The sequence below is a fragment of the Geomonas propionica genome (assembly GCF_016458235.1).
Taxonomy (GTDB): domain Bacteria; phylum Desulfobacterota; class Desulfuromonadia; order Geobacterales; family Geobacteraceae; genus Geomonas; species Geomonas propionica.
The window spans coordinates 81,310-107,848 of record NZ_JAEMHK010000019.1 but is presented as its reverse complement, the minus strand read 5'-3'; the positions used below and the strand labels follow the sequence as shown (position 1 = coordinate 107,848).

Below are 26,539 nucleotides of genomic sequence, written 5' to 3'. Positions count from 1 at the left end.
GACGACTCGGTGACCACGCTGGCGGTGCCGACGCTGCGCGACGCGGGCGCCATCAGCCAGGCGGTGGCCGATTCCGTCGTCGCCTACAAGGCGCGCAACCTGTGCATCACCTGCCATGGCGGCTCCGCCTCGACCCCGAGCCCGATGGCGACCAACCAGCACGCGACCCACATCAGCGCGGTCTACGGCCCGGGCAACTACCTTGGTAGCGAGTACACCGCCTGCCAGGCCTGCCACATCGGGACCACCGCCACCCACATGAACGGTTCTCCGGACCTGAAAAGCGGCAACGGCTCCCTGTGCCTGGGGTGCCACGCAGGCCAGCTGGTGGATTGGAAGACGACCACCCGCATCGAATGCACGGTCTGCCACGCGCAGGACGCTGCGGTGCTTCCCAACGGCACCCAGGCCCCCTACAAGGGTTACTTTGCCACCAAGGGGCACGGCCGCTTCGCGGTGAGCAACCAGTGTACGGTGTGCCACGACCAGAACGCGACCCACATCACCGGCACGCTGGGCGACAGCAAGCGCCTCTTGATGAACAACGACAACACGCTGTGCGCCTCGTGCCACAACAACGCCGCTGTGGTCCCGGCCCGCATCCTGAACCTCGGCACGCATGTCACCAAGGACAATGTGGACATCGCCTGCCGCGAGTGCCACGACACGCACGGCACCGGAAACCTCTCCATGATCAGGAGCGAGATCCGGGGCTTCAACATCTCGTACACCGACCGGGCCACCACGCTGGTGGAGACGACCACCAACCGCGGCCTGTGCCAGGTCTGCCATACCAAGACCAACTACTATCGCGCCGGCGTTCCGGAGTCGAGCCACTTCACCTCGGGCTGCCTCGACTGCCACACCCATACCAGTGCCGGCGGCGCCTTCAAGCCGATCGGCGGCAGTTGCGACTCCTGCCACGGCTATCCGCCCGCGCCGAAGAACACGGCGACCACCTTCGGCAGCTACGCCAACTGGGCCAACGCGCGCTTCGAGGACTACTCGGGCGGCGGCGGCGCTCACCTGGTAGCGGCGCACATCTCGCCGTTCGCGAAGGTTGAGGAGGGATGGGCGAACTGCACCACCTGCCACAACGGCGGCGCCGTCGGGCTCACCCCGTACCACAAGATGGTTACGCCGGTGAAGGACCACATCGAGAACGTGACCGTGCAGGTGGACAACAGCCTGCGCTTCGCCAACAGCTTCACCATCTACACCGGTGCCAAGCTGACCAGCGTGCCGGGCGCGAACCAGACCGGCAACTGCTTCAACATCGCCTGCCACATGAGCCCGTCGGCCAGGTGGAGCACCGAGCGCTAGCAGTCACTTAAAGAACTCAAGTAACTGGATCGATCACCGATTCAGCTTGAATAAAGTTCGGCATTCTTGTCGGACACCAGAAGAGGAGGAGATTAGATGGTACCCAAGTATGGAGGTCGATGTCTGTTTGTGTTGGCATTGCTGGTGCTGACACTGGTACAGGTGACCGCGGGAAAGGCGCAAGCCGCCTCGCAGTACAACTATGACTGTTCTTTCTGCCACACGATGCCGCCCATGGACTCGGCAACGAGCAAGAAAGATCCCAACACCGGCGCAGTGCCGGGCAACCACGCAGGGCACGCCACCTCGGCGGTCAACTCCTGCGTTACCTGCCACGGCACTCAGGTCAGCACTTACCCGATGGCTCACCGCAACAAGACCATCGAGCTCTCCGACGCCATCGGCTACTCCAGGAAGATCGCGGCCGGCTTCGTGAACCAGACCTCGGTTCCGCCGACCCCGATGGGTTCCTGCTCCACCGTGGCCTGCCACAGTAACGGCAAGGGCACCCTGCGTGCGACCCCGGCCTGGGGTAGCGCGGCGCTTACCGTGCCGGGCGGCTGCTCCGCCTGCCACGACGTCGCTCCGTCCACCGGCAACCACCCGACCGCCGGCAGCAAGCACGCCAACTACTACGGCACCGGCGTCGGCTCCTGCGTGAAGTGCCACACCGACCACTCGGTACAGGCCAAGCCGTTCAGCCACGCCACCTCGGCCGGCCACCGCTCCATCGAAGTGAAGTTCGCCACCGGCGGCAGCTTCGCGTCGAACCAGTGCTCCAACGTCTACTGCCACAGCAACGGCCGCGGCACCTACACCCCGCCGACCTGGGGTGGGAGCCTTACCTGCGCCGGCTGCCACGGCGACGCGACCAGCAACACCCTGTCGGGCAACCACGCCAAGCACGTGAACAACGCCGCCTTCCTCGGCACCAACTACGGCTGCGTTGAGTGCCACAGCTCGACCGTTTCCAACGACAGCACCATCTCCAACTTCACCAACCACGTCAACACCACCAAAGACGTGGCAGGCTCCAAGGTGGGCACCCCGGTATCGGGCACCTGCGCCACCTCCTACTGCCACAGCGACGGCAAAGGCACCATGAAGAGCGTGACCTGGACCGGTTCCACCGCGCTGACTTGTAAGTCGTGCCACGGCGCCGACGCTTCCCCGGCGTTCACCTCCAAAGCGGGCGAGCCGAACTACGCCAACGCCGGTGCCACCCAGCTGCGCGCCAACAGCCACCTCAACCACGTCGCTTCGGCTGCGGACTGCGTCAGCTGCCACGCCGACACCACCGTGGACGGCACCACCATCAAGCCGGGCACCTTCCACACCAACAACGTTCGCGACCTCAAAGCCGGCAACGGCAAGGGCTTCACCGTGGTCGCAGGGGCCTGCTCGGCAGTATCCTGCCACAGCGGCAACGGCATCGTGGCCAACGTGGCCGACGTGAAATGGGGTGCCTCCCTTGGCTGCAACGGCTGCCACGGCAACGCCTCCAGCCTCGTGACCAACGCCCACGCGACCCACGTGAGCACCAAAGGGTATACCTGCGACACCTGCCACGCAGCGACTGTCAGCGGCAACACCTTCTTCGTCAACAAGGCTCTCCACGGCGACGCCACCGTCGAGGTTGCCGGCGCCAACGTGACCACCTGGAGCGGCACCACCACCAAGACCTGCGCCACCTCCTGCCACCTCTCGGCAACCCCGCAGTGGAACGTCCCGGCATCCGGCGCCTGCGGTACCTGCCACACCGCGCTTTCCAACACCACCGGCGGCCTGATCGGCAGCAACGCGCACAGCGCGCACTTTACCGCAACCTACGGCCCGGGCTTCAACTCGACCCTGACCACCTCGTGCTCGAACTGCCACACCTCGAACACCGCGGCAACCCACGCCGACGGCACGCTGAACCTGGCTGCCGGCAGCAACAAGATCGGCACCTGCTCCACCTGCCACCAGCAGAGCACCAACTGGACCACCGGTCGTGTCACCTGTGAAAGCTGCCACAGCACCGCTGGCGGCGCGCTCTCCGTCATCGGCGGCATCACCGCTCCTGACAAGACCAGCGCGGCTACCACGGGCCACGGCAAGGCCGGCATCGCCCAGGCCTGCTCCGCCTGCCACGACAACACCGCAGCACACATCAGCGGCGTGCTGGGCGACCAGAAGCGTCTGCTCCCCGCCCTGGTCGGCTCCATCAACCAGGAGTGTAACTACTGCCATACCAACGCTGCCAAGGTCAGCGGCACCAAGCTCAACGTGAAGGCTCACAAGGCTACCGGCCTGGGCTCCCTGTGCGCGGACTGCCACGACGGCCACGGTACCGTCAACACCATGATGGTGAACGGCACCATCAACGGCACCGCAGTAAGCTTCACCGGCAACAACACCTTTGCCAACCCGGCGCAGACCGGCGTCTGCCAGGTTTGCCACACCACCACCAAGTACTTCACCAAAGCCGGCCAGCCGGCACAGGACCACGTTGCTTCGACCACGGACTGCACCCAGTGCCACCAGCACAACCCGGCCACCGGCCTCGCGTTCGTGCCCAACGGCGGTTGCGACGCCTGCCACGGTTACCCGCCGGCACCGCGTCAGACCCTCAGCGCCGTCACCTTCGGCGTACAGGGCAACTGGTCCTCGGCCCGCTTCGAAGACTACTCCGGCGGCGGCGGTGCCCACCTCGTGTTGGCGCACATCAAGAAGGACGCCAAGCCGAGCGAAGGTTGGGCTAACTGCATCCCCTGCCACAAAGGGGGCGACGCAACCCACGCCCGTGCCCTGCCCATCAGGACCCACGTGGAGAGCGTAAGCGTAGACATCGACCCGCAGTACCGCTTCTCCGACCAGGCCCTCGCCACCTACACCAGCGTCACGCTGGTTTCCGGCGGGACCAACAAGTCGGGTAGCTGCTTCAACGTGAGCTGCCACTTCAGGCCTACTCCGAAGTGGAGCATCGAAAGGTAGTTAATTTCGATTAGTTAGAACAAAAGTAGCTTTACCAATGTAGTAGAAGCATGTTAAAAAGCTCCGGCGGGGGGTGCCCCCCCCGCCGGAAATTGGCTGTCTCAGGCATTTAGATAAGGGTTTACAGAAGGAGCTTAACATGAAGAGCTACCGCAGACCTGGATATGGCAATTTCCGAGCCCTCGTTCCGCTTCTGATGTTCGGAATTGTGATGTTCGCTGCATCGCAGGCGCTGGCCGCGCCGCAATACAACCTCACGTGCGTCGACTGCCACACCATGCCTCCGCTTGATTCGGCAACGGGTGAGCGCGAGCCGGACACCGGTGCATTCCGCGGCAACCACCAGACGCATGCGGCAGCGTCGGCCACCAGTTGCACCAAGTGCCACGGCGCCCAGGTGACCGTCACCGGCCACCGCGACGGCGTCATCCAGGTGCAGCCGAACCTGAACGGCCACGCGGGTGCCAGCTACAGCAGGGGCTTCTTCAACCAAACCTCGGTTCCGCCGGCGGTCCTTGGTACCTGCTCCAACGTGAACTGCCATTTCGAGACCACGACTCCGGAATGGGGGATCACAGCCCTCGATCTACCCAACGCGACCAACTGCGGGGTCTGCCACAAGGCCGAGCCCGACAGTTACGCCCATTCCCAGCACTTGGCGGTGTTCGGCAGCGAAGTCACCGTCTGCGCCAAGTGCCACGTGGATCACACCCAGAATGCGAAGCCGTTCCAGCACGCCACCAGCGCCGGGCGGAACATAGCGGTGACCGTCGGCTCCTACGCCGGGTCCAACTTCGCCTATCTGCCGAGCCAGAGCGCCACGCGGGTAGTGGGTAGCTGCTCCAACATGTACTGCCACAGCGCCGGACAGAGCGTGACCGGCGGCCCCCTGGGCGCCGGCGACTACGCCACCCCGAACTGGGGCAGCCCCATGACCGGTGCCTGCGGCACCTGCCACAAGACCGCCGATCTCGCCTCGGGAAGCCATGCCCGTCACCTCTCTTCCAACGGCGACTGCAGCAACTGCCACGTCAACGCGCTGCCCACCGCCTACAACGCGCCGACCCACGCGGACGGCAACATAGATGTGGCCGCCGGCAGCTACGACAAGGCGGGCGCCCCGGGTAACGGCTACGGCAGCTGCTCCACGGCATCCTGCCATGCCAGCCCGTACTCTTCCGCGACGACCACCTCACCGGTATGGGGCACCTCCGCGGGTTGCTCCGCCTGCCACAACGGCATCGGCCAGTTTGCCGGCAACGGCGCTCCCGCCACCGGTAGCCACGCCGCGCACATGGCGCTTGCCTACTCGGCCTGCAACCAGTGCCACGACGGCGCGGTGAAAAACAACAGCGGCGGCATGTCGCATGCCAACGGTACCGTCGAGGTAGCCAACGACTACACCGGCGCCCCGGTCCAAAAGCACGCCCCGGGCACCTACACCGGGACCTGTTTGACCGCATCCTGCCACGCCGACCCCTACAGCCAGAGCGCGCTCGAGTCTCCGGTATGGGGCAGCACCACCGGCTGCGCCTCCTGCCACAAGGGAACCGGAGCCTTCGCCGCCAACGGCGCGCCGGCCACCGGCAGCCACGCGAAACACCTGGCCCAGCCGGGCACCGGCTGCGATAAGTGCCATAACGCTGCGACCAGCGGCGTCTCGGGCGGCCTGTCCCACGCCAACGGCACCGTCGAGGCGATCAACTACAGCGCCTCCCCGGTCCAGAAGCACCCGATCGGCACCTACGACGGAACCTGCTATAACTCCTGCCACTCCAACGGCAACGGCGTGCAGGCGCAGACCCCGACCTGGGGCGGCAACATGCCGGCCAACTGCTCGGGCTGCCACGGCGGCGCCGCAGGGCTCGGGACCCCGATGATGTCTACCGGGAAGCACCAGGCCCACATGAACAACTACACGACCATGGGACGCGACAACAATCTCATGTGCGCCGAGTGCCATGCGCTGACCGTATCGCTGGCCAGCAACACCTTGGTCACCGGCACCGGCCACCTGGACAACTTCAAGGACTACTCCGGCGTCAAGGCGGGCGGCAGGTCGAGCTACAGCACGTCGACCGGCATCTGCTCCAACGCCTACTGCCACAGCTCCGGCCAGCAGGTCCCGGTCTTCGTCAGCATGACCGGCCAGAAGGTCTGGGGCGGCAGCGGCAAGCTCTCCTGCAACGGCTGCCACGGCAAGAGCGGCGGGGCTACCTGGGTGAGCGCGGCAGGTGCGCCGAACTACCCGAACAAGTACGACGGTACCCTGAAGACCGCCAACAGCCACCAGAAGCACACCGCCTCCATGGCTGACTCCCGCGGCTGCGCCAACTGCCACAGCACCACCGTGGACCAGGGTGTTGCCTCCAAGATGCGCGACTACTCCTCCAACCACGTGAACCGCGTGCGCGACGTAGACTTCCGCATGGGCGGCAGCTATGCGCAGGACACCAAGACCTGCGCCACCTACTGCCACAGCAACGTCCAGGCGCCGGGCGGCAACGGCACCGCGACCACCTTTGGCAACCCCGCCTGGGGCGCCAACGCCATGACCTGCGCCTCCTGCCACAAGGATATGTCCACCCTGCAGGAGAATGCCAACGACCTGAACCTGGGGAGCCACAAGCGGCACACCGTGGATAGCGCCTACAGCTGCTCCATCTGCCACGGCACCGGCTACTCCCCGGCCAGCACCGGTGCAACGCACGCCGACGGCAGCATCGACCTCAACTTCACCGCCAAGGCGACCGGCACCACCTACTCGCAGGCGGTCAATAACGAGCCGGGCGACGGCTACGGCACCTGCTCCACCAGCTCCTGCCACGGCCGCGCCACCCGCAACTGGGGTGTCTCCACCACGCTGCCGACCTGCGAGAAGTGCCACGGTTCGGCCAACACCGCCCTGACCAGCGCCACCTTCAAGGACACCGCCGGCAGCCCGGCGAGCCCCTACACCGGCACCCACGTCTCGCACCTGGCCGGTAGCCACAACTATTCCAACCCGATCACCTGCGACCAGTGCCACTCGGTACCGGCCACGGTTGACGCGGCCGGCCACATGGATGGACTGCCGGCTACCCTCACCTGGGGCTCTCTGGCTACCAGCCCGAGCATCTCGGGCGGCAACGTGGGCGCCAACATGGCACCGAGCTACACCGCCACCGGGCGCATCTGCAACAACACCTACTGCCACGCCGGTCTCAGGAAAGGCGACGGTTCCGCTCAGGGCAGCGGCTCCGCCCCGTCCTGGAACGACCCGGCCTACCTGGGCGGTACCGGCTGCAACAAGTGCCACATGTATCCGCCGGCGTACCCGCACTCCACGAGCACCAACTGCTCCGCCTGCCACAACCACGTGGCGCAGTCCAACGTGGCCTTCGTGGACAAGAGCAAGCACCTCGACGGCACCATCGAGGTTACCGTCGACGACTGCCTCGGCTGCCACTCCTCAGTCAACGCCTGCGCGCAGAACGATCCGTCCTGCGTCAACAAGGAGCTGATCGGCGCGCACAAGATGCATACCGACGCCGAGGTGTTCCTCGCCGGCAAGAAGCTTTCCAACGGCGACTTCATCGATACCTCCTGGATCTACTCCATCGAGTACAAAGATGGCTTCCCGAAATACGGCTGCGGTTTCTGCCACCCGATGGATTCGGGTACCCACAAAAACGGCACCGTCGAGCTCGACCTCGACCCGAGCCACAGCCTGGCCGGCACCGTCAAGACCAAGAACAAGACGGGCGGCCCCTGGATCGTCAACTACACCATGGGGAGCAACGTGGTCTGCTCCAACGTGTACTGCCACTCCAACGGCTACGTCTCGCCGACCACCAGCCAGTACGTGTTCCAGACCACGCCGAACTGGTATGCGACTAACCCGTGGGCCAGCGTCGACAGGTGCTCCCAGTGCCACGGCAACTCGCCGAACTCCGGCTCCATCGAAGGTTCCGCGGCTCACGGTCGTCACGTGATCGGCAACCACTACGCCGACATCTTCGACGGCTACAGCGCGAGGATCCCGGTTGCCGGCGGGGTAGGCTCCGGTGCCGCCCACGGCGACCCGAACACCTCGACCACCTTCAACTGCAACCTGTGCCACAACGCGACCGTCACTGCGTCCTACAACGACCAGGGGAGCGTCTGCTCCAGCTGCCACGGCGGCTCGGCACCGCTCAAAGGGAACCTGCAGGTACTGGCCACCAACCAGACCCACATCAATGGCGACGTCGACGTGGTGTTCATGAGTCCGTTCAATATCAAGTCCAAGGCGCAGCTCAGGCCGGGTGTCGACGCAGTCCAGTCGGTCTACACCTCCTGGACCCGCGTGAACGGTTACAAAACCGCCGCTTCCTACGACCAGGCCCGGACTACCCCGAGCTACGTCGGCGGCACCTGCTCCACCGTCGCCTGCCACAACGGCACGCAGATGGAGTGGCGCACCAAGGGGCCGCTGGCCTGCGCAGCCTGCCACGTCGGGCTGCCGCAATAGGGGGGCATGAATGTGCATTACCAAGAAGCACGCAACCACGACACATCGAGTGCAAAGGCAGGTGAACTGACATGGGAAAAGTGATCGTTAAAAATATAAGGGGTATGGGGTGGGGCGCTAGAGCCTGCCTGATCGCCATGTTCACCATGTTGGCGACCGTGCTCCTTTTGCAGATGAAGCAGGTGAGGGACGCCCAGGCCGCGGTGGCGGTGCAGACCCAGTGGGCCATCCTCGGCACCGGCACCACCTCCACGCTGCCGGCCATGACGCTGGCCAAGGGGGCGGGGAGTAACCGCCTCCTGGTGGTGAAGGTGGTGGCCGACTACTCCACCGCCATAACCACCTTCACCCCGACGGTGACCTACGGCGGGCAGACGCTGACCAGGATCGTGTCGACGGACACCACGAGCCGTCAGAAGGTCTGGTTCGGCTACCTGAAGGAGGCCCAAATTACGGCGGCGACCAGCACCAGCTTCGCGGTCACCTGGAACTCGACGCCGCAGACCGGCTGCGGCCTCTCGGCGGCCTTCTACTCCAACGTGGACCAGACCACGCCGATCACCGGTTCGCGTGCGGTGGCGAGCGATACCATCGCCACCACGCCGACTTCCGGCACCATCAACGTGACCAACGGCGGCACCGCCATCTACGGCACCAACGTGAACAGCACATACATCTCTACATTCGCCGCAGGGTATACCGAGCATTTCGATACCGCGAACAGCACCCTGTATGTAGACGCAGTTGCTTCCAAACCGATTACCGCGACCGGGACGGAAAACCCGCTCCCGACTTGGGGTACCGCGACCCGCTACGGCTTTGCGTCTATCGGCCTGAACCCGGCCACCACCACGCTGGGTAACGGCACCATCGGCACCACCGCCAACGTCGCGCCGGGCGCCGCCAGCCAGAAGATCGACGGCTTCTCCCTGGTGACCGGCTCCGCCGGCACTACTGATACGGTCACCGGCCTCACCGTTACCACCACCAACGGCGCGGCCATCCAAAGCATGTCGATCACCAACGAGGCCGGGACTACTACCTACTTCGCTGCGTTGACCAACCCCGGCAGCGACACCTGGACCTTCTCGGGCGGCACTGCGATTCCGGTGACCAACACCTCCGCAGGCTACAAGATCGTCGTCACCTACAAGTCCCGCATCCAGGGCGCCCTTGCCGGGAACACCGCCACCACCGCGCGGGTGACCGCGCTTACCAGCGGCAACGTCATGGCGGGCAGCGACACGGCGGACACCACGCTGACGGTCATCAACACCCATAATCCTTCCACCTGGGGGACCAACACCGTCGGCAACGCCAGCGTGACGCTCAACTGGACCTACGGCACCCCCGGCCAGAGCGTGGTCATCATCCGCTACGCCGGCGCCAAGACCGACACCACCAAGCCTGCCGACACCACGCCCTACAGCGCCGGCAATCCCTTCGGTGTCGGCGGCACCGTGCGCTACGTAGGCAATGCCTCCACCTTCACTGACAGCGTGGGGCTTACCAACGGCACCACCTACTACTACAAGATATTCGAGTACGACACCTACACTAACTACTACAACGCGACCGACGTCTGGACCGCCGGGCTTACCCCGCTCAGCCCGGATGCCGTGGCCCCGACCGTCACCGCCGGATTCGCCGCCACCACCCCGGTGAACACCCTTGCCGTACCCATTACCTCCTTCGCCGCCACTGACAACGTCGGCGGTAGCGGTGTGGCCGGCTACATGATCACCACTAGCGCCACCAAGCCGCTCGCCACCGATGCCGGGTGGAACGCCACCGCGCCGACCAGCTACACGGTAGCCGCAGCCGGCACCTACACCCTCTACCCGTGGGCCAAGGACGGCGGCGGCAACGTGTCGGCAGTATACGCAAGCCCGGTCACCGTGGTGGTCGACATGACCGCCCCGACCGTGGCCACCTTCACCGTAAACACACAGTCGGCGAGCCGCTCTATCCCGATCGCCGCCCTGACCGGCACTGACGTCGGTACCTCGGTGTCCCGCTACCTGATCACAACCACCAGCACCCAGCCCGCCGCCGGCGCGGCAGGGTGGAGCGCCACCGCTCCGACCACCTTCGCGGTAGCGGCGGACGGCAGCTATACCCTTTATCCCTGGGTCAAGGACGCTGCCGGCAACGTATCCGCCGTCTCTGGCCTTACCCGCACCGTGGTGGTCGACACTACCGCGCCGACCGGGCTTACCGCGGTTTCGCCTGTCGACACCTCCACGGACCAGCCGCTCAACGTGGCGCTGCAGGCTTCCACGGCGACCGATGCCGGGGTGGGGGGCGTTACCTACTACTTCACCATCACCGACGGCGTTGGTTTCAACGCCAACTCCGGCTGGATCGCCGCCAATAACTGGGCGCCTGCCGGCCTCGGCTACGGCACCACCTACACCTGGCAGGCCAGGGCTAAAGACAGCCTCGGCAACCAGACCGCGCTGACCACGCCGATGACCTTCACCACCGGCGCGGCATGCGTGCGCAACGATCCGACGCTGACCCTCTTGACCCCGACCGGCGGCATCGCCTCCACCATCAGCGCGGACGGTGGTACCTCCGTCTACAACCTGAAGGTGATCAACAACGACTACGGCGGGTGCGGCGCCACCACCTTCAACCTCGGTGTGTCTGACATCGACGCGCTAGACGTGTTCGATCCGCCGACCGTGGCGGCTCCCGCGGTGACCCTGCCGCCGGGCGGCCAGGTGACCACCTCCGTGACCGTCACGGCGACCCCGAATCACATCAGCGGCATGAGCAAGACGTGGGCCTTCAGCGCCGCCGATGCCTACCATGCGCAGGTGAGCACCGGCAACGTACAGACCACCCTGAACGTGGTGGCATGTACCCCGAAGGCCCCGCTGCTCATCGTCGGCCCCGACTCTGGCTACCTGAACCGCGGCGGCGCCATGAAGTACACGGTCACCGTGAAGAACACCGACTCCGGCGCCGGTTGCAGTGCGGTCACCTACAACCTGGCTATCCCGGCGGAGACCAACTCCACCGACTTCAGCGCGTCGACCTTCAGCGCCGGGACGCTTTCGCTCGGCTCCGGCCAGCTCGGCTCGGTGACCCTCACCGTGTCCGCCAAGTCGACCGCGGCGAAGAACGCCATCAACAAGACCACCGTTGGCGTTTCCGCGGTATCGCACACGGCGCCTGCTAACAGGGTAGTTACCTCGACGGTGAACAACCCGATGCTGCACAACTCCGACAGCACCAGCTCCACCAAGTGGAGCGCCAACGGCGGCTGGGGTATCCCCGGCGCCCGCTACGGCGAGTTCGACTGCACCACCTGCCACGTGCAGGGCGGCGCCGCGACCCGCAACGTGAACCGCATCCGCGAGACCGTCACGGCACCCGACACCAGCAAGGGGCAGCTCCCGGGTGCCGGCCAGCCGATCAACTACAGGCGGCTCACCGGCACCAGCAAGACCCAGGCGGTTCCGGGCTGGGACAGCGGTGCTACACCGAGGACAAGCTCGGATAAGATCTGCGAGATCTGCCATACCTACGACGCTGCCAGCGCCAACGGTACCAAGGCGCACCCTTATGCCACCACTGCAACCCTGGGTAACCACTTCGGCACCGACGGTGTTAAGGACTGCATCGGCTGCCACAAGCACAGCAAGGGCTTCAGCGTGAGCGGCCTGGGCTGCACCGGCTGCCACGGTACCGAGACTGCCACCATCACCCCGGATAACCGCTACGTGGTGGCACCGCCGAGAAACGCCAACGGACTCACCGGCACCCTGACCGGCATCGGCCAGGTCAGCAACGATCCCAAGGTCGGTGCGCACCAGGCCCACCTGAAGAGGCTCAACGGTTTTAGTAACTATTCGACCATCGACTTCACCTGCCAGGCCTGCCACGGTCCGCTGCCGACCGACTTCAGCCACATCAACTCGAACTCCATCCCGGTGTTCCAGAGCCTGGCGACCAAGAACGGTGCGATGACCGCCTCCTACAGCGGCACCAAGTGCAACAACACCTACTGCCACAACCCGGCAGCAACGGGCGGTTCGCTCCTCGCCGCCAACGCGGGTAGCTCCGTGTTCCCGTCCTGGACCAGCGCGGGCTACGTCGCAAGCGGCACCAAGTCGGTCGCCAACTGCTCGGTCTGCCACAAAGTCCCGGGCGTCACCGGCTTCGAGCCGGCTGGTACCCACTCCGGCATGAACACCGACGTCACCGACTGCGCTGGCTGCCACGGCCATAACGGCGATGCGAGCGGTACCGTCGTCGGTCGCCGCCACATGGACGGCATCAAGTTCGGCGCCGGCAACTGCGACACCTGCCACGGCTACGACGTGGGCACTTGGTCCGCCTTCCCCGAGCGCTCGGGTGTCGTGACCGGCAAAGGCGCGCACGAAAAGCACATCGCGTACCTGAAGACGCGTTACAACGTCACGCTGACCCCGGCCTCCGACGCCTTCGGTGTGGGTAACTCGTGGACACAGGTTTGCGGTGTGTGCCATAATGGCGCCTCCCATAACATGGGCGAGGCCATTCCTGGCACCGGTCGTACCATTTCCATCACGCCGGCCCGCCAGTTCGGCGGCCTGCTGCCGGTCTACAATGGCACGGTCGGGACAGCGTCCGCGATCAAGCCGAAGACCTGCTCCAACGTTGATTGCCATTACAAAGAGACGCCGTCCTGGTAGTTTCCAAGCGGGGGGAGGCAGATATAATGCTGAACGTTTTCAAACACAAAAACACCGTAACAATGCTGCTGCTGGCTGGGGCCATATTCGCCTATGCCGGTGTCCCCGGCACGGCCGACGCGCTCACCTGCGTCGACTGCCACGGCAACCCGCCGGTCGACAACGCAAGCCGTGTCGGCGGGACCACGGGGCAGTTCCCGGGCTCCCACGGCACCCACACCGGGACCGGCGCCGGCCAGTACGGCTACGCCTGCACCAAGTGCCACGTGAACAACGCCGCCGCGAACCACGCCAACGGCAACATCGACATGGCGGTGCCGATCAACGGCAACACCGGGGCGGCCTACGGCAAGGGGAACAGTTTCCCGGTTACCAACAGCGCCCTCGTCGGCAACGCCTGCTCCGCCACCTACTGTCACTCGAACGGCACCTCGGTCGCCACCGGCGCGGCGGCAACCGGCACCTCACCGAACTGGGGCGGGAGCACCACCTGCACTAGCTGCCACGGCACCGGCGGGACCACAGGTGCCCCCACCTATGCCAACGTCCGGGCTAATGCCACCGCTGTGCCCACCAGCACCGGCTGGACCACCGGCACCAACGCCATGGTCGAAGATGGCGCCTACGCGGTCTACAACACGACCACGCAGCAGCCCCTGGTGCTTACCACCTTCAATATGACCGGTGCCGGGCTCACCGCCGGGGATACCATCACCGGCATCTCGGTTTCGGTGCACGGGCTTGCCGCTTCCGGTCTCATCAACGTGGCCCTGACCAAGACCGGCAACACCACCATCGCTGGCACCGCGAAGACTGCTACGATGACGACTACTGATGGCTGGGTGACGGTGAACACGACCCCGACCGACCTCTGGGGCACCACCTGGACCGCGGCAGATCTCCAGTCCGCAAACTTCGGCGTCATCGTGAAGGACAACGACACTACTGCGTCGAATATCCAGATCGACTGCGTGAGGGTCGTGGTGTACACGGCGGCCGAGCCGAAGCTTAACAGCCACGCCTCCCACAGTTCCAAGACCTGTGATATATGCCACAACGCCACCACCACCGACGGTACCAGCATAACCTCACCGGCCAACCACGCGGCCGGTAGCTATAACCTGGTGGCAAAAACCGGCACCACCTTCACCTATGCCTACAACGCCGCAGGCAGCACCTGCTCAACTGTTTCCTGCCACGGCAACGCCATCTGGGGGGTCTCCATCTTCGACTGCGTCTCCTGCCACAATGGGGTCCTGAACACCTCCGCGGCAACCCAGGCCTTGGGCGGCCCGACCACCCGCAGGAACGTGGTCGCGGAGATGAAGAGCACCTGGAGCCACAAACGCTCCTCCTCCGGCGGCACTCCGGCCAACACCGTAGTCACCGCCGCCGATTGCATCGTCTGCCACATGGAGGGCGACAAGGCCACCGGCAAGGCCAGCGCGGTGCACGGCAACGGCTACATCAACCTGCGCGACCCCGACACCGGCAACAACATCAAGAACGTCACCTGGAACGGCGCCTCCCCGGGAGCGTACGTCGAAGGGACCACCGACGTCCAGTTCACCCAGTTCAGCCGCAATCTCGGCGTACTCCTCGAAAACGACCCGAACTGGCTGATCATTGCCGCTATCCAGCAGAACCACTGCCTGAAGTGCCATGACGCTGGGGGCGCCACAAACGCCAACGCCCAGGTCCCGACCACAGGCACCGCAATGCGCCCCTTCGGCGTCGCTATCACCGGGCACGTGGCTCCGTTCAACAGCAACGGTTCCGGCAACGTGGTCAACGTCGTGGCCGGTTTCACGACCACTAACGCATCCTATCACCCGGTCATCGGCAAGCAGAACAACAGCTATGTGCAGGGCGCCCAGATGGTGGCCCCCTACAGCGGCGTAACGAAGACCAACGGCAACAACACCCAGTACGGTCCGCTCATGTCCTGCTGGGACTGCCACGCAACGCTTGGGCAGACCGGGGTGCAGACCTCCACCGTTACGGCCCATGGCGGCGCGGTTACCCTGCGCGGACCGATCAGGGCGGCCGGCACCACCGCCACGACCAACCTGTGCGTCAACTGCCACGCGACCAAGTACGCGACGACCGCTACCCAGCACGGCACCGGTTCGGCATTCACGCTCGGCAAGTCCAACATGGGGACCACGACCTTCAACAACTGCTCCTACTGCCACGGTTACGGCGTAGTCGGTGCCACCTACTCGGCGACCAGCGTCGCCCGTCCGCTGCGCATGGAAGAAGCGCACGGCTTCAACGACAGGGTGGTCGGGACCGTCGGCTCCAAGTGGAGTGGCGGCAACAGGCCGTACGCCTTCATCCGCAACACACTGAGCAGCTGGTCGCCCAAGTCCGCTGTCGGTGATACCATCGCCAGCCCCTCCACCTGCACGGGGACCGGCGGCACCTGCGGCAACGACATGGGCAACAGCCCCAACGGCCTGGGCGGCGTGTACTAGAAACGCCAACTGGTTAACTAGAAACACCAACACCCCGCCCGCACAGGGCGGGGTTTTTTTCTGGGAACCCGCACTGGAGTTTGCTGGGCCGACAGCGAGGGCACCTTCAGTAGCAGTTCCCTACCGCCGCAGGGGCTACAAGGATCACGGTATGAAAGGAAGTATGAAAGCTCTCGGTATAGCCGCGCTGGTGCTGGCCAGCCTCTCCGGGTGCAGCAAGGAACCGGGCAAGGGGAAGGATCTCTCTTTGCTCACCACCTCCACGACTGTCGCTGAAATCGCCGGCCTGCAGCAGGGCGCAGGCGCGTGGAACTCCGAGCCGGTACGCAACGTGCCCCAGCTGGATTTCAGCTCCAACGGCAGAGGTTATTTCTACGTCGCCGAACAGGGGGGGGCGTTCCATGTAGTTCACAACGGAAACCGCCACACCTCCTATACCAACATTCTCACTCCGACGCTCAGCCCGGACGGCCAGCACCTCGCCTACCAGGCCTACGTGGACGACAAACTGCGCATGGTGGTGGACGGCAAGGACGGGGAGGTCGTTGAGGAACTGGAGATACCTTTTTTTAGCCCGGACAGCCGGCACATCGTGTACCAGGCCAAGAAGGGGGGGCGCTGGTATTTCGTAGTCGACGGTCACAGCACGCCCGGCAACGGAACCCAGCACAACCAGTTCGGGTTTAGCGCCGACAGCAGCCGTATCGCCTACGTCGACACCGTCTCCGAGGGAGCCCCGCCGCGGCTGGTGGTCACCGACCTCGGCTTCAAGAAGCTGACAACCAGGGAGGCCACCGGCTCCGTCATGGTCATCAGCGAGAACCGGACCAGGATCGCGGCGATCTCAGACGCCGGCGGCAAAAAAAGGGTGATCGAGTTGAGCTTCGCACAGCCCGACTCCGTGAAAGAAGGTGCCCTGTATGACAACGTCCGCGACCTTGCCATCAGCCCTGATGGGGCATCGGTGGCGTACGTTGCCGAGAAGGGCGGGGCCAGGCTGCTGATTCACGACGGGAAGGAACAGCCGTTCCCTGCCGGGGAACTGGTAGGCTCCATCATCTTCCGTCCCGACGGCAAAGGGTTCGGTTTCCTGGTCGGCTCCAAGGGGAGTTGTGCCTTCTATCAATCTGGCGCCGGGGCCGAGGTCGAGAAACGCCCCTACGACGAGGTGGGGGAGTTGGCCTACAGCAAGGACGGCAACAGTCACGTCTATCTGGGGCGCAAGGTGACTCCCGGCCAGACCGGCAAGAGCATCTTTGCCGTCGTAAACGGCAAGGAAGGGGCGCGTTTCGACAAGGTGGCCGGACCGACCTTCAGCCCCGACGGGCGGCTGGTGGCCTACCGCGCCCGCCAGGACGGCAAGCGCTTCATGGTGGTCTCCGACCTGGACGGCAAGATCGTGAGGCAGGATCCGGTGCACGAGATGGTCTTCCCGCCGGTGTTTTCCAACGACGGTAAACTCCTCGCCTACGGGGTTAAGGACGGCGCAAAACTTGTTTGGAACGTGGAGAAGCTGTAATGCATGAAATGGAAACACCTGACAACGGATCAGAAACGGAACAATTCCCTCTGGAGCCGCGCTATCACCCGATACACAAGGTTACGCGCGCCATTTACGACTTCTTCGCCTCCGCCAAGCTGGCCATGGTCTTGCTGGTCGCCATCCTGGTGTGCTGCCTTGTTGGCGTTACCGTTTTCCGGGGGGCGCGCTCCGGCGAGGTGATCTTCGACACCATGTGGTTCAACGGCCTGCTGGTGCTCCTCATCGTCAACGTCGCCTGCTGTTTCTTCGGTCGTGTCTGGGGGCGCAGGATAACCCTCATCTCCTTCGGCATGATCCTCTTTCATCTCAGCTTCGTGGCGATGTTTGTAGGCATTATCTACAACAGCCTGTTCTTCTTCCGTGGCTCGATGAGACTGACCGAAGGGGAGACAGTACTAAACGGCGAGCGCGGGAGTTACGACGCGGTAACCATGGGGCGGTTCTTCAACGTCTTGTGGCTCAAGGGTGAAACCACCCTTAATGCCATGCATATGGGCTACAAACTAGAGGGTGTCGACAAGAAGCGGGCCTACGACATCACGGTGGGGGAGGGGGAGGTGAAGAAGCAGGAAACCATCTACCTCACCAAGAACCTCAACTACAAGGGGTTCAAGTTCTTCCCGGACCAGGAAGGGTATTCGGTGCTGACTGTGCTCTATGACAAGCAGGGGAAGGAGCTGTACGGCGCCTACCTGCCGTTGCAGAGCCTGAAGCACTCCGATAAATCGACCTTCTACACCACCGGTACCAAGACCGGTCCCGGAAGCCTCGCCTTTCCGTACGCACCGGATAAGCCGCTTTTCGATCTCCAGGTGGCCTTTCGTCCCGATCCCGTGCAGGCGAAATCGGGCACCGCGTTCTTCATGGTGAAGCCGCTGGGCGCCGCCTTGAAGCACATGGACCAGCAAACCTTCGAGAAGAGCGGGACCCCCCTCGGCGCGATGTACGATGCGGGCGATTACCGGCTGTCGGCGCAGGAGGTCCGGTACTGGGTCAGCATGAAGGTGAGCTACGAGCCCGGCCAGATCATCGTGCTCAGCAGCCTGTGGGCCGGGCTCTTCGGCATGATCCTCACTACGGTGGGGCGCATGATGAGAGGGCGGCGGAGCAGCGCCAAAGGGTAAACGGCCGGGAGCGAATCGGCGCGAGCAGGCCGGATCTATTGCCGGAACAGCTTGGCGTCCGAGTTGTCGAGCAGGTAGCGGTAGGGTGCGACCGGCACCTTTTTGGCGGTAGCCAGCGGATAGAGGTAGAGGTTCCAGGCCAGCATGGTGGCCAGGGCCAGATGATAGAGGCGGGCGTGGCACTTCTGGGCCAGTTCCCAGACCGAGCAGGCGATAGCGGTGAAGGCGAAGGGAAGCAGCGGTGCCGCCGAGTAGATGAAGGTCGGACGCTTGACCCCAATGAACAGGGCATAGGTCCCGAAGAACAGCAGTACCGGCAGGGCGAGCTCGAGCGACCTCCTGCGCAGGGCCAGGGCCGCCAGGAAGATCAGCGCGGGGAAGGTGAGTATCCAGATCGGCAGGTTGTTCATGTAGAGGATGAACTCGCCGCGGTCGGCGCCGATGAAGGTCCCCTGGCCGACGGTCACCGAGCGGATGAACCACTCCAGGGCCGAACTGTGGCTTAAGAAGACCATGTCCGGGTTGTAGCTCTCCGGACGGTAGGTCTGCAGCGAATAGTAGGCGTCCTGGATGAACTGCAGGAACTCCCCAAAGGAGTAGCCCCGCCCGAACCAGAAATAATAGGAACCGATGAACACGCTGAGCGGGATGAAGATGTAGGTCGCGGTGATGAAAAACGCGGTCCCGACGCTGCGGTAGTGCCCGTTCTTTCTCAGAATCAAGAGGTAGACCAGCAGCCAGCAGGGGACGTAGTACCACTTGGTGGCCAGCGCGCACCCCATGAAGAAGGCGCTGGCCATGAGCCACGAACTGCGCTCGCGGTGCCTCTGGTAGAGGACGATGGCCGACAGGAAAAAGGCTCCCCCGTAAATCTCCTCGAAAGTGTAGCGCGACATGACGATGTGCAGCGGGTCGGTGGCAAGGAGCAGGCCCGCCAGGAGCGCCGCCTTTTTCGTGCCGCTCACCTCGCGGGCGAAGAGGTAGGTAAGCACGGCCGCCACTGCGCCGAACAGGATGTTCCTCATGCGCCAGCCGTACGGGTTGTCGCCAAAGAGCTGCAGGAAGCCGTACATGATGATGTGGCGCAGCGGGGGGTGCTCCCAGTTGTCCGGCTCGAACTGGCCGTTGAGCCAGTAGTTGGTCCCGGCCGGGACGTGCGCCATTTCATCGCCCCACCTGAAGTTCGGATAGGAGATGTCGTAAAACCTCAGGCCGAACGCGACCAGGAACAGCAGGCAGACAAGGATGATCTCGTTTCTCTTCATTTGCGGTTGCCCTGGAAAATCACGGTGATGTCGCTGTCGATCGCTTTTCGGGTCAGCAGTTCCTGTGCCTGGCGGGCATCGAACACGCCCGCGTTGATATAGACCAGCACCTGCTCCGGGATATGCGGTAGCGAGGACGGGGTGGTGGCGACCATCGGTAGGCCGTTCAAGTTGTACAGGGAGATCCCCCTAGTGAGCCCGGGGATTGGCTTTACCTGTTTGGTCGTCTTCTCATGCAGGAAATCTTCCCATGCGTCATCGGGAACGATGAAGTAGATCTTGCGGATGACGTTCTTGAAGATGGAGAACTCTACCAGGTTAGACGTCTGAAGTTGAGGCTCCCCCTGGTAGTTGAAGCGTCCCCGCATGTGCGGGTAGCGGTCGAAAAGAACCAGGGTGCGGCCCTTGACCTGTTTTTGGCGCCACACGTCATAGGCCTGTTCGGGAGCAGCCACGGAGACGGTTTCTTTGCCGGGCGCGAAGCTCCTGTTGACGGTGCCGTGATGGACTACGGCGGCAACGACAGTGGCGAGGAAGGCTGTAGCTGCCAGAGAGCAGGCGGTCTTGTGTCGGTACATGGTTGCAATCCCGGGAGCCGTTTCAGGTTCCCATAGTCAGGTAGTCAGATCCGGTCCAACAGGTTGTATTTGATGATGCAGCGTAGCGCCGAAACGCCGTCCTTCCAATTCACCTTTTTGCCCTGGGCGTACTTCCTGCCGGCATACGAAATACCGACCTCGTAAATGCGCAGATCCATGCGCGCCACGCGCGCGGTGAACTCGGGCTCGAAGCCGAACCGGTTCTCTTTAAGGACCAGCCTTTGCGCCACCTCGGCGGTGAAGGCCTTGTAGCCGGTTTCCATATCGGTCAGGTTCAGGTTGGTGAGCATGTTGGAAAAAAAGGTAAGCAGCGAGTTGCCGAGCATGTGCCAGAAAAAGAGGACGCGGTGCGGCCCCGAACCGGCGAAGCGGGAGCCGTAGACCACGTCGGCTTTGCCTTCCAGTATCGGTTGCAGCAGATTGCCGTAATCGCGCGGGTCGTATTCGAGGTCGGCATCCTGGATCAGCACCACGTCGCCCCGGACATGGGGCCGGGCGGTGCGAAGGGCGGCTCCCTTGCCGCGGTTTTTATCGTGCCTCAGCAGGGTGATGCCGTCGATGCCGGCGAGTACCGCGTCGGTTCCATCGGTGGAGCCGTCGTCGACGACCAGGATCTGGCACGGGTATCCGGAGCGCTTGACCTGTTCGAGTACCTTGGCGATATAGGCCGCTTCGTTGTAGACGGGGACGATAATGGACAACGTCGGGGCGGGTGCTGCGCCGTTGCCGGACGACACTGGCTGCAAAGTTTGGGTCTGGTTCATCGGTAAGATCCGGAATGATGCAGTTGCTGCAACACTGTCAATGGTGCCTAATGCGCTGATGTGTCAATATGAATGATGAGGAAGTTTTCGTCAAGGCGAAGAGTGTCGCTGGGCGAGATTGTTCGAGCTTTTTATTCTAACTGTCTTTGCAGCGGCTAAAAAAATCCTGATGTTGCGGAAGTACTCGGAAATCTTGGAGACTCCGCGTTATTAGATTTGACACAAGCAGAGAGCCCATGTTTTAATTGAGCGTTGCAGCGGGGTGGTGAGAGCCGCCTGCCAATGCCAATTTCTGGAGGTGAATGGATGAAGGCCGAACTCTTGTTTTTCTGGACCGCCGTAGGGCTGTATGGCTTGAGCACATTCTGTTACATCTTCGGGTTTATCGCGAACTACGACAAGCTGTTCCGGGCCGGTCTCTTCAGCGCCCTCGCCGGCTTCTTCCCCCACGTCGTCGCCATCGCCATGCGCTGGTCGGCATCCGGGGCCGGCGTGACGCCGTTCATCTCCATTTCGGAGTCGCTGAGCTTGGGCGTCTTCATGACGGTGCTGATCTTCCTGATCTCGGAGTTCACCCTTAAGAAGGTGCTCCCCCTGGGCGTGCTGGTCATGCCGGTCGCCTTCGTCCTTTTGGGCTGGGCTGGGACGCTCCTGAAGGAAGTCGCAGCCACCATCGCTCCCGCGCTGCAAAGCGGCTGGATCTGGGTGCACATCACCGGCGCCACCATCGGTTTCGCCTCGGTGCTGCTCGCTTCCGGCATGGGCTTTCTCTACCTGTACAAGGAGAGAAACGATGCGGGACTGGCGGTGAAATTGCCCGAGCTTGGCACTCTCGACACCCTGTCCTACCGTTTCGTGGCGGGCGGGTTCATTATGTACGGCCTCATGATCATCTCGGGCGCCTACTGGTCCAACACCGTCAAGGGCAACTACTGGAACTGGGACCCGGTCGAAGTATGGTCGCTCATTTCCTGGCTCATCTACGGCATCTACCTGCACCTGCGGGTCACCTTCGGCTGGCGCGGCACCAGGCTCGCCTGGTACTCCTTGATCGCGGTGGTGGTGATGATCGTAAGCTACTGGGGCATTCCCTTCGGCGTCGAAACCTTCCACGCCGGTTTCCGGATCCAGCACTGATTTCAGTTTTCGTAGGAGATTCAAATCGTATGCGCACCTTGTTCGCCGTTGTTCTATTAATCTTGTTTTCGTTCGCCAGCGCCTATGCATCGCCGTCCCCTGAGCTGATGATGAACCGTGCCTCCATGATCAGTCCCCACGGTGACGGCACTGCCGGCCTCGGACCCGCCAGGCCGATGGCCGACGTCATCAAGGACGCGACCCTGCCGGGGTACCCCAAGGTCAAGATCGGCGAGGCCTTCGGAAAGTACGGTTACTTCAAGCAGAAGCAGTGGTACGAGACGCGTGGGGCGGCGGGGAACTTCTACGTCGACTTCCGCGGCTCCAGCCCGACCGGGTGGTTTGATTTCAAGGGGCGCCGGGCCGGTATCGCCGAGAAGGGATTGGTGTTGAAGTTCGTCATCTACCCCAGCGGCGAATACGGCATCGTCATGGCGTCCAAGACCGTGCAGACCAAGGACGGCAAAACCACGGCGTACCCCATCCCCGACATCAAGGGTGTGGTGGACGCCATCTACGCCAACAAGAAGCTCGACCTGTAATCCCGGCGGGGCAACGCAGTAAGGTAGTCACTACATGAAACTTTGCATCATCTTTCCGCCGCTTCCCTTCGGCTGGACACCGGTCGCACCTCCCATTCTGGAATACCTGGCGGCGCTGACCCGCCAGGCGGACCCTTCCATCGAGATCCAGTTGATCAGCGGCAGCGCCACACCCGAGGCTTACAAGAGCGTCGAGTGCGACCTGGCCGCCATCAGCATCCTGACCCCGACCGCGGTCTCGGGCTACAACATCGCGGACTCCCTGCGGGCGCGTGGCATCAAGGTCGTCTTCGGCGGCATGCACGCCTCGGCCATGCCGGAAGAAGCCAAGACTCACGGCGACGCCGTGGTCATCGGCGAGGCCGAGAGCTGCTGGCCGCAGGTCCTCAAGGACTTCCGGGCCGGGACGCTGCAGTCCTTCTACAAGGGCGAGCAACTGGAGCTCACCGGCATGCCGACGCCGCTCTACGGGATGCTCAAGAACAACCATCAGTTCCGCATCGTCAACACCTCGCGCGGCTGCCCCTTCAACTGCACCTTCTGTTCGGTGAAACCCTTCTTCGGCGCCAAGATCCGCTTCCGCCCCATCGAGGACGTGGTGCGTGACGTGGCCGCGATTCCCGAGAAGATGTACGAGATCGGCGACGAGAACATCTGGTGGAGTAGCGAGACCAAGCGCGCCATCGAACTCTTCACGGCCTTGAAGGGGAGCCCCAAGAAGTACATGGCCTTCGGCAGTCTCGGTCCCGTGCTGGCGCCGGAGGGGTCCCGCATGCTGGACGCCGCGCGCGAGAGTGGCCTCTTGTCGGTATGGGTCGGGTGGGACGCCATCTCCGAGCACAGCCTCAAGGCGTACAAGGCCAACGGCAAGATCGGTGTGGACCGGGAGCGCGCGGTGAAAACGCTCAAGGATCACGGCATCGACGTCTCGCTCTTCTATATGCTCGGCTCGCGCGAGGACACCTTCGACGACTTCAAGCGCGCCATCGAGGTGGCGGACCGGTTGGGTGTTTCCATGCACCCGTCGCTGGTCGTTCCGTATCCGGGCACGGTGCTCTCCCGGGAGTACGAGCCGTACATCTACAAGGATCTCGGGTGGGAGTACTACAACGGCTCCTACGCGCTCTTCGACCATCCCGATCCGATGATGACCCCGGAGCTCAGGGAAGAGCATTTCTACATCAGTCTCCTGGAGCAGTTGAGTCTCCCCCGCGTGCTCCGGCACATGATGAAGGTCCCCATGGCCGGCTTCCCCTACGCGCACATCCTGTCGCTCATGTCGCAGCTGCCGGTCAGAAAGGGCGTCAAGATCGCCTTCGAGCAGTGGAAGGCGAACCGGGAAACGGTGCGGGCGAAAAGGGAGAGGTAGGAAGGCGGGAAGGGAAGGGGAGGGCAAATCCCCCCTGTCCCTCCTGTCCCCCCTTTTGCAAAGGGGGGGGCGCCGGTTCGCGCGCAGCAACGGTTCATCAGAAATTGGCGGAACAGTCGTCGCTTTTCACGAAGCGCAGGACGAGCCCCCACGTCCTCCCCTTTTGCGAAGGGGAGACAGAGAGGATTTGCCTTTCAGGTAGTGACGCCGTCGGCAGTTTGACGGGGGGACTCCCAAGCTGCACCAGTAGGTGATGGAGCGGGGAAGGGGTTGATTCGCAAGAAGCAAATCCCCCCTGTCCCCCCTTTTGCAAAGGGGGGGACTCCGGTTCGCGTGCAGCACTTCGAGGAAAGATTTCAGGTGGGCGGCATCTCCGGACACTGATCATAAAAAAAGCCCCCGCGGCACCTTTGGGTGCCGGCGGGGGCTCATGTTGCTCTCTTGAAAAGTAACCGCTACTTCGTCTTCTGCTCCGTTGCCGGCTTTTCCGACTTCAACCCGGCGGGATGATCCACGAGCTTCTGCCGCTCCGCCTCGGCGGCGTACCAGTCCATGGGGCGGTCGGTCTGGTCCCGGAAGGCGCCCAGGGCGCGGTCACGCTGCTCAGCGGCCTCCTGGTCGGCCTGCGATACCAGGATCTCGTCCACCACCTGCGGGCAGGAGGCGACGGAACCGGGGCGTGCCTCGATCTCCTCGCGCACGCTCGGGGCCACCTTCGGGTCCTTGGCGAGACGCATCTTCAGGTCGATGGAGAAGTTGGTATAGGTCTCCAGCATGCGGAAGATGGCGGAGTCGCCCATCGGACCCATGGTGCGCTCCTCGTCGGGAAGCGGCGAAACCTTGCCGTTCTCGATCTTGGCGCGGCCGACCATCTCGCAGCTCCTGCCGTTGTCGGTGGTATAGCCCAGGTTGTCGGTGATGACGGCCAAGACGGTCGGGACGTTGGCCAGGTCCCAGTGGGCCAGAAGCCCCACCTCGCCGTCGGGAAGCGGGGAGAGGTCGTCGATGTTCATGGCCAGCACGCGGGACCACGGCGGCACCGGGCGGGCCAGCTTCTTCTCGGGAAGTCCCTTGATGTGGCGGCGCAGCGCGTCGTCGAAGAGGTTGGTGGCGGTCTCCGCCTCGCCCAGGACGTTAACGCAGAAGTGACGCGGCACGCTGAGGATCTCCTCGACCATGCTGTAGTAGTCGTCGCGGGTGACCACGCCGAAGCGGCCGCGATAACCGCCGCCGTCACAGACGCGGCTGCCGGCGGGGAGCTTGAAGGTGATCTTCTTTCTGCGGCAGGCCTGGAAGAAGTAGACGTAGGCTGCGGTGGCACCGATAAGCGCAACCGGCACGCCGCTCGCCTCGGATTCGCGCAGCGCCTTCAAAAGGTTCTTTACGTCGATGCCGGTCTTGCCAAGCAGGAACATGCTGTCCGGCGTGCCGAAGGCCTGGCGGGTCTGGTCCATGCCGATGGCCATCCCCATGGAGGGGGCCATCTCAGGGCTGGGGGCGAGGATCAGGATGCGGCAGCGCTTCCCCTCCTCGAAGTCCGGGAACAGGAAGGAGCCAGTCATCATCTTGTTGGCGCCGAAGACCAGCCGCTTGCCGTCCTCGTCGCGGAAGATGCGGCCGCGCTGGGTCAGGCTCGTGGTGCCGCCGGTCAGGCAGGCCATCACCGACTGCTCCAGCGGAAACGAGGCCACCAGGTGGGTCTTGAATACGTCGTTGTAGACCATGGGGACGTCCTGCCAGCGGCTGATGTCGCCCGGGCGCACCTTCTTCAGGTCACAGAATTCGCGAAAAATGGTGTTGCTCTTGTACTGCAGGTCGAAGAGCTGCATGCAGTAGTCGTTAAAGGTCTCTTCGCTCAGTTCGGCGTCCACCCCTTTCTCGATGATGGCAACTATCTCATCGGTGAGGCGGTGGCTCAGACTCTGTGTTTCGGACATGAAAGCTCCTTAAAACAAAACTGTGGCAATATTTACTATACTAACGACTGGTTGAATAGCCGTCAAGACTATAATTGTGCCCTTTAGTTAAGCAGTTTTTGCATTTTCTTTGGGCATGATGCACGTGATTTGAGCACTTACATCTTTCTTTTTGAATTATTTAGTTGGTGCAGGTTTCAATTCAGCAACGGATAAATTAAAGGATGGCAGTATGGTGTTTTCCGTTTTGATTTTTGAGTATCATGTGGCATATTGGAACAAACTATAAGTAGTATCTGTCTCTCTATTACAGTTTTCACATAAAGC

13 protein-coding genes and 1 pseudogene are annotated in these 26,539 nt (G+C 63.3%); 10 read left to right on the top strand and 4 right to left on the bottom strand.

The window, feature by feature from the left end; all coding sequences use genetic code 11:
• The 7 genes and pseudogenes from JFN90_RS20355 to JFN90_RS20325 form a co-directional block, all read left to right on the top strand.
• Positions 1-1,323: pseudogene (locus JFN90_RS20355) on the top strand (cytochrome C); the annotation flags it as partial.
• Positions 1,324-1,452: 129 nt separating this feature from the next.
• Positions 1,453-4,299, top strand: coding sequence for a CxxxxCH/CxxCH domain c-type cytochrome (locus JFN90_RS20350; RefSeq protein WP_328755943.1), 2,847 nt, complete (start codon positions 1,453-1,455; stop codon positions 4,297-4,299).
• Positions 4,300-4,510: 211 nt separating this feature from the next.
• Positions 4,511-8,791, top strand: a complete 4,281-nt coding sequence (locus JFN90_RS20345; protein WP_236019089.1) for a CxxxxCH/CxxCH domain c-type cytochrome — start codon at positions 4,511-4,513, stop codon at positions 8,789-8,791.
• 71 nt (positions 8,792-8,862) lie between these two features.
• Positions 8,863-13,476 carry a CxxxxCH/CxxCH domain-containing protein gene (locus JFN90_RS22455; RefSeq protein WP_199396954.1) on the top strand — a complete coding sequence of 1,538 codons (4,614 nt, stop codon included), beginning with the start codon at positions 8,863-8,865 and terminating at the stop codon, positions 13,474-13,476.
• A gap of 26 nt (positions 13,477-13,502) precedes the next feature.
• On the top strand, positions 13,503-15,953 hold the full coding sequence (locus JFN90_RS20335; RefSeq protein ID WP_199396953.1) for a CxxxxCH/CxxCH domain c-type cytochrome: 2,451 nt from the start codon (positions 13,503-13,505) through the stop codon (positions 15,951-15,953).
• A 151-nt stretch (positions 15,954-16,104) separates the two neighbouring features.
• On the top strand, positions 16,105-17,472 hold the full coding sequence (locus tag JFN90_RS20330) for a PD40 domain-containing protein (protein WP_199396952.1): 1,368 nt from the start codon (positions 16,105-16,107) through the stop codon (positions 17,470-17,472).
• Positions 17,472-18,620 (top strand): cytochrome c biogenesis protein ResB, encoded by a 1,149-nt coding sequence (locus tag JFN90_RS20325; protein WP_199396951.1) that lies wholly within the window; start codon positions 17,472-17,474, stop codon positions 18,618-18,620. The genes JFN90_RS20330 and JFN90_RS20325 overlap by 1 nt, the downstream gene beginning before the upstream one ends.
• 35 nt (positions 18,621-18,655) lie before the next feature.
• Here JFN90_RS20325 and JFN90_RS20320 read toward each other — a convergent pair whose 3' ends face one another.
• From JFN90_RS20320 to JFN90_RS20310, 3 genes are read right to left on the bottom strand one after another with little or no spacing between them, the layout of a single operon-like run.
• Positions 18,656-19,885 (bottom strand): phospholipid carrier-dependent glycosyltransferase, encoded by a 1,230-nt coding sequence (locus JFN90_RS20320; protein ID WP_199396950.1) that lies wholly within the window; start codon positions 19,883-19,885, stop codon positions 18,656-18,658.
• Complete coding sequence (locus JFN90_RS20315; protein ID WP_199396949.1) at positions 19,882-20,463, bottom strand: hypothetical protein; 582 nt, start codon at positions 20,461-20,463, stop codon at positions 19,882-19,884. The genes JFN90_RS20320 and JFN90_RS20315 overlap by 4 nt, the downstream gene beginning before the upstream one ends.
• A gap of 44 nt (positions 20,464-20,507) precedes the next feature.
• Positions 20,508-21,248 carry a glycosyltransferase family 2 protein gene (locus JFN90_RS20310; RefSeq protein WP_236019088.1) on the bottom strand — a complete coding sequence of 247 codons (741 nt, stop codon included), beginning with the start codon at positions 21,246-21,248 and terminating at the stop codon, positions 20,508-20,510.
• A 306-nt stretch (positions 21,249-21,554) separates the two neighbouring features.
• Here JFN90_RS20310 and ccsA point away from each other — a divergent pair, with 306 nt between their 5' ends.
• From ccsA to JFN90_RS20295, 3 genes are read left to right on the top strand one after another with little or no spacing between them, the layout of a single operon-like run.
• The gene (gene ccsA / locus JFN90_RS20305) at positions 21,555-22,385 is read left to right on the top strand and encodes a cytochrome c biogenesis protein CcsA (protein WP_199396948.1); all 831 of its coding nucleotides are present in this window, start codon (positions 21,555-21,557) and stop codon (positions 22,383-22,385) included.
• 29 nt (positions 22,386-22,414) lie between these two features.
• A complete protein-coding gene (locus JFN90_RS20300) occupies positions 22,415-22,927 on the top strand; it encodes a hypothetical protein (protein WP_199396947.1) in 513 nt (170 codons plus the stop codon).
• A gap of 34 nt (positions 22,928-22,961) precedes the next feature.
• On the top strand, positions 22,962-24,296 hold the full coding sequence (locus tag JFN90_RS20295) for a B12-binding domain-containing radical SAM protein (protein WP_199396946.1): 1,335 nt from the start codon (positions 22,962-22,964) through the stop codon (positions 24,294-24,296).
• A gap of 455 nt (positions 24,297-24,751) precedes the next feature.
• Here the strand turns inward: JFN90_RS20295 and JFN90_RS20290 are convergent, their stop codons facing one another.
• Complete coding sequence (locus tag JFN90_RS20290) at positions 24,752-26,233, bottom strand: LuxE/PaaK family acyltransferase (RefSeq protein ID WP_199396945.1); 1,482 nt, start codon at positions 26,231-26,233, stop codon at positions 24,752-24,754.
• Positions 26,234-26,539: the final 306 nt, after the last annotated feature.

Coding starts and splice junctions, on each gene's coding strand:
- JFN90_RS20295 (WP_199396946.1), top strand. CDS start 22,962: ATGAAACTTTGCATCATCTTTCCGCCGCTTCCCTTCGGCTGGACACCG.
- JFN90_RS20300 (WP_199396947.1), top strand. CDS start 22,415: ATGCGCACCTTGTTCGCCGTTGTTCTATTAATCTTGTTTTCGTTCGCC.
- JFN90_RS20310 (WP_236019088.1), bottom strand. CDS start 21,248: ATGAACCAGACCCAAACTTTGCAGCCAGTGTCGTCCGGCAACGGCGCA.
- JFN90_RS20290 (WP_199396945.1), bottom strand. CDS start 26,233: ATGTCCGAAACACAGAGTCTGAGCCACCGCCTCACCGATGAGATAGTT.
- ccsA (WP_199396948.1), top strand. CDS start 21,555: ATGAAGGCCGAACTCTTGTTTTTCTGGACCGCCGTAGGGCTGTATGGC.
- JFN90_RS20330 (WP_199396952.1), top strand. CDS start 16,105: ATGAAAGGAAGTATGAAAGCTCTCGGTATAGCCGCGCTGGTGCTGGCC.
- JFN90_RS20325 (WP_199396951.1), top strand. CDS start 17,472: ATGCATGAAATGGAAACACCTGACAACGGATCAGAAACGGAACAATTC.
- JFN90_RS22455 (WP_199396954.1), top strand. CDS start 8,863: ATGGGAAAAGTGATCGTTAAAAATATAAGGGGTATGGGGTGGGGCGCT.
- JFN90_RS20335 (WP_199396953.1), top strand. CDS start 13,503: ATGCTGAACGTTTTCAAACACAAAAACACCGTAACAATGCTGCTGCTG.
- JFN90_RS20320 (WP_199396950.1), bottom strand. CDS start 19,885: ATGAAGAGAAACGAGATCATCCTTGTCTGCCTGCTGTTCCTGGTCGCG.
- JFN90_RS20315 (WP_199396949.1), bottom strand. CDS start 20,463: ATGTACCGACACAAGACCGCCTGCTCTCTGGCAGCTACAGCCTTCCTC.
- JFN90_RS20345 (WP_236019089.1), top strand. CDS start 4,511: ATGTTCGCTGCATCGCAGGCGCTGGCCGCGCCGCAATACAACCTCACG.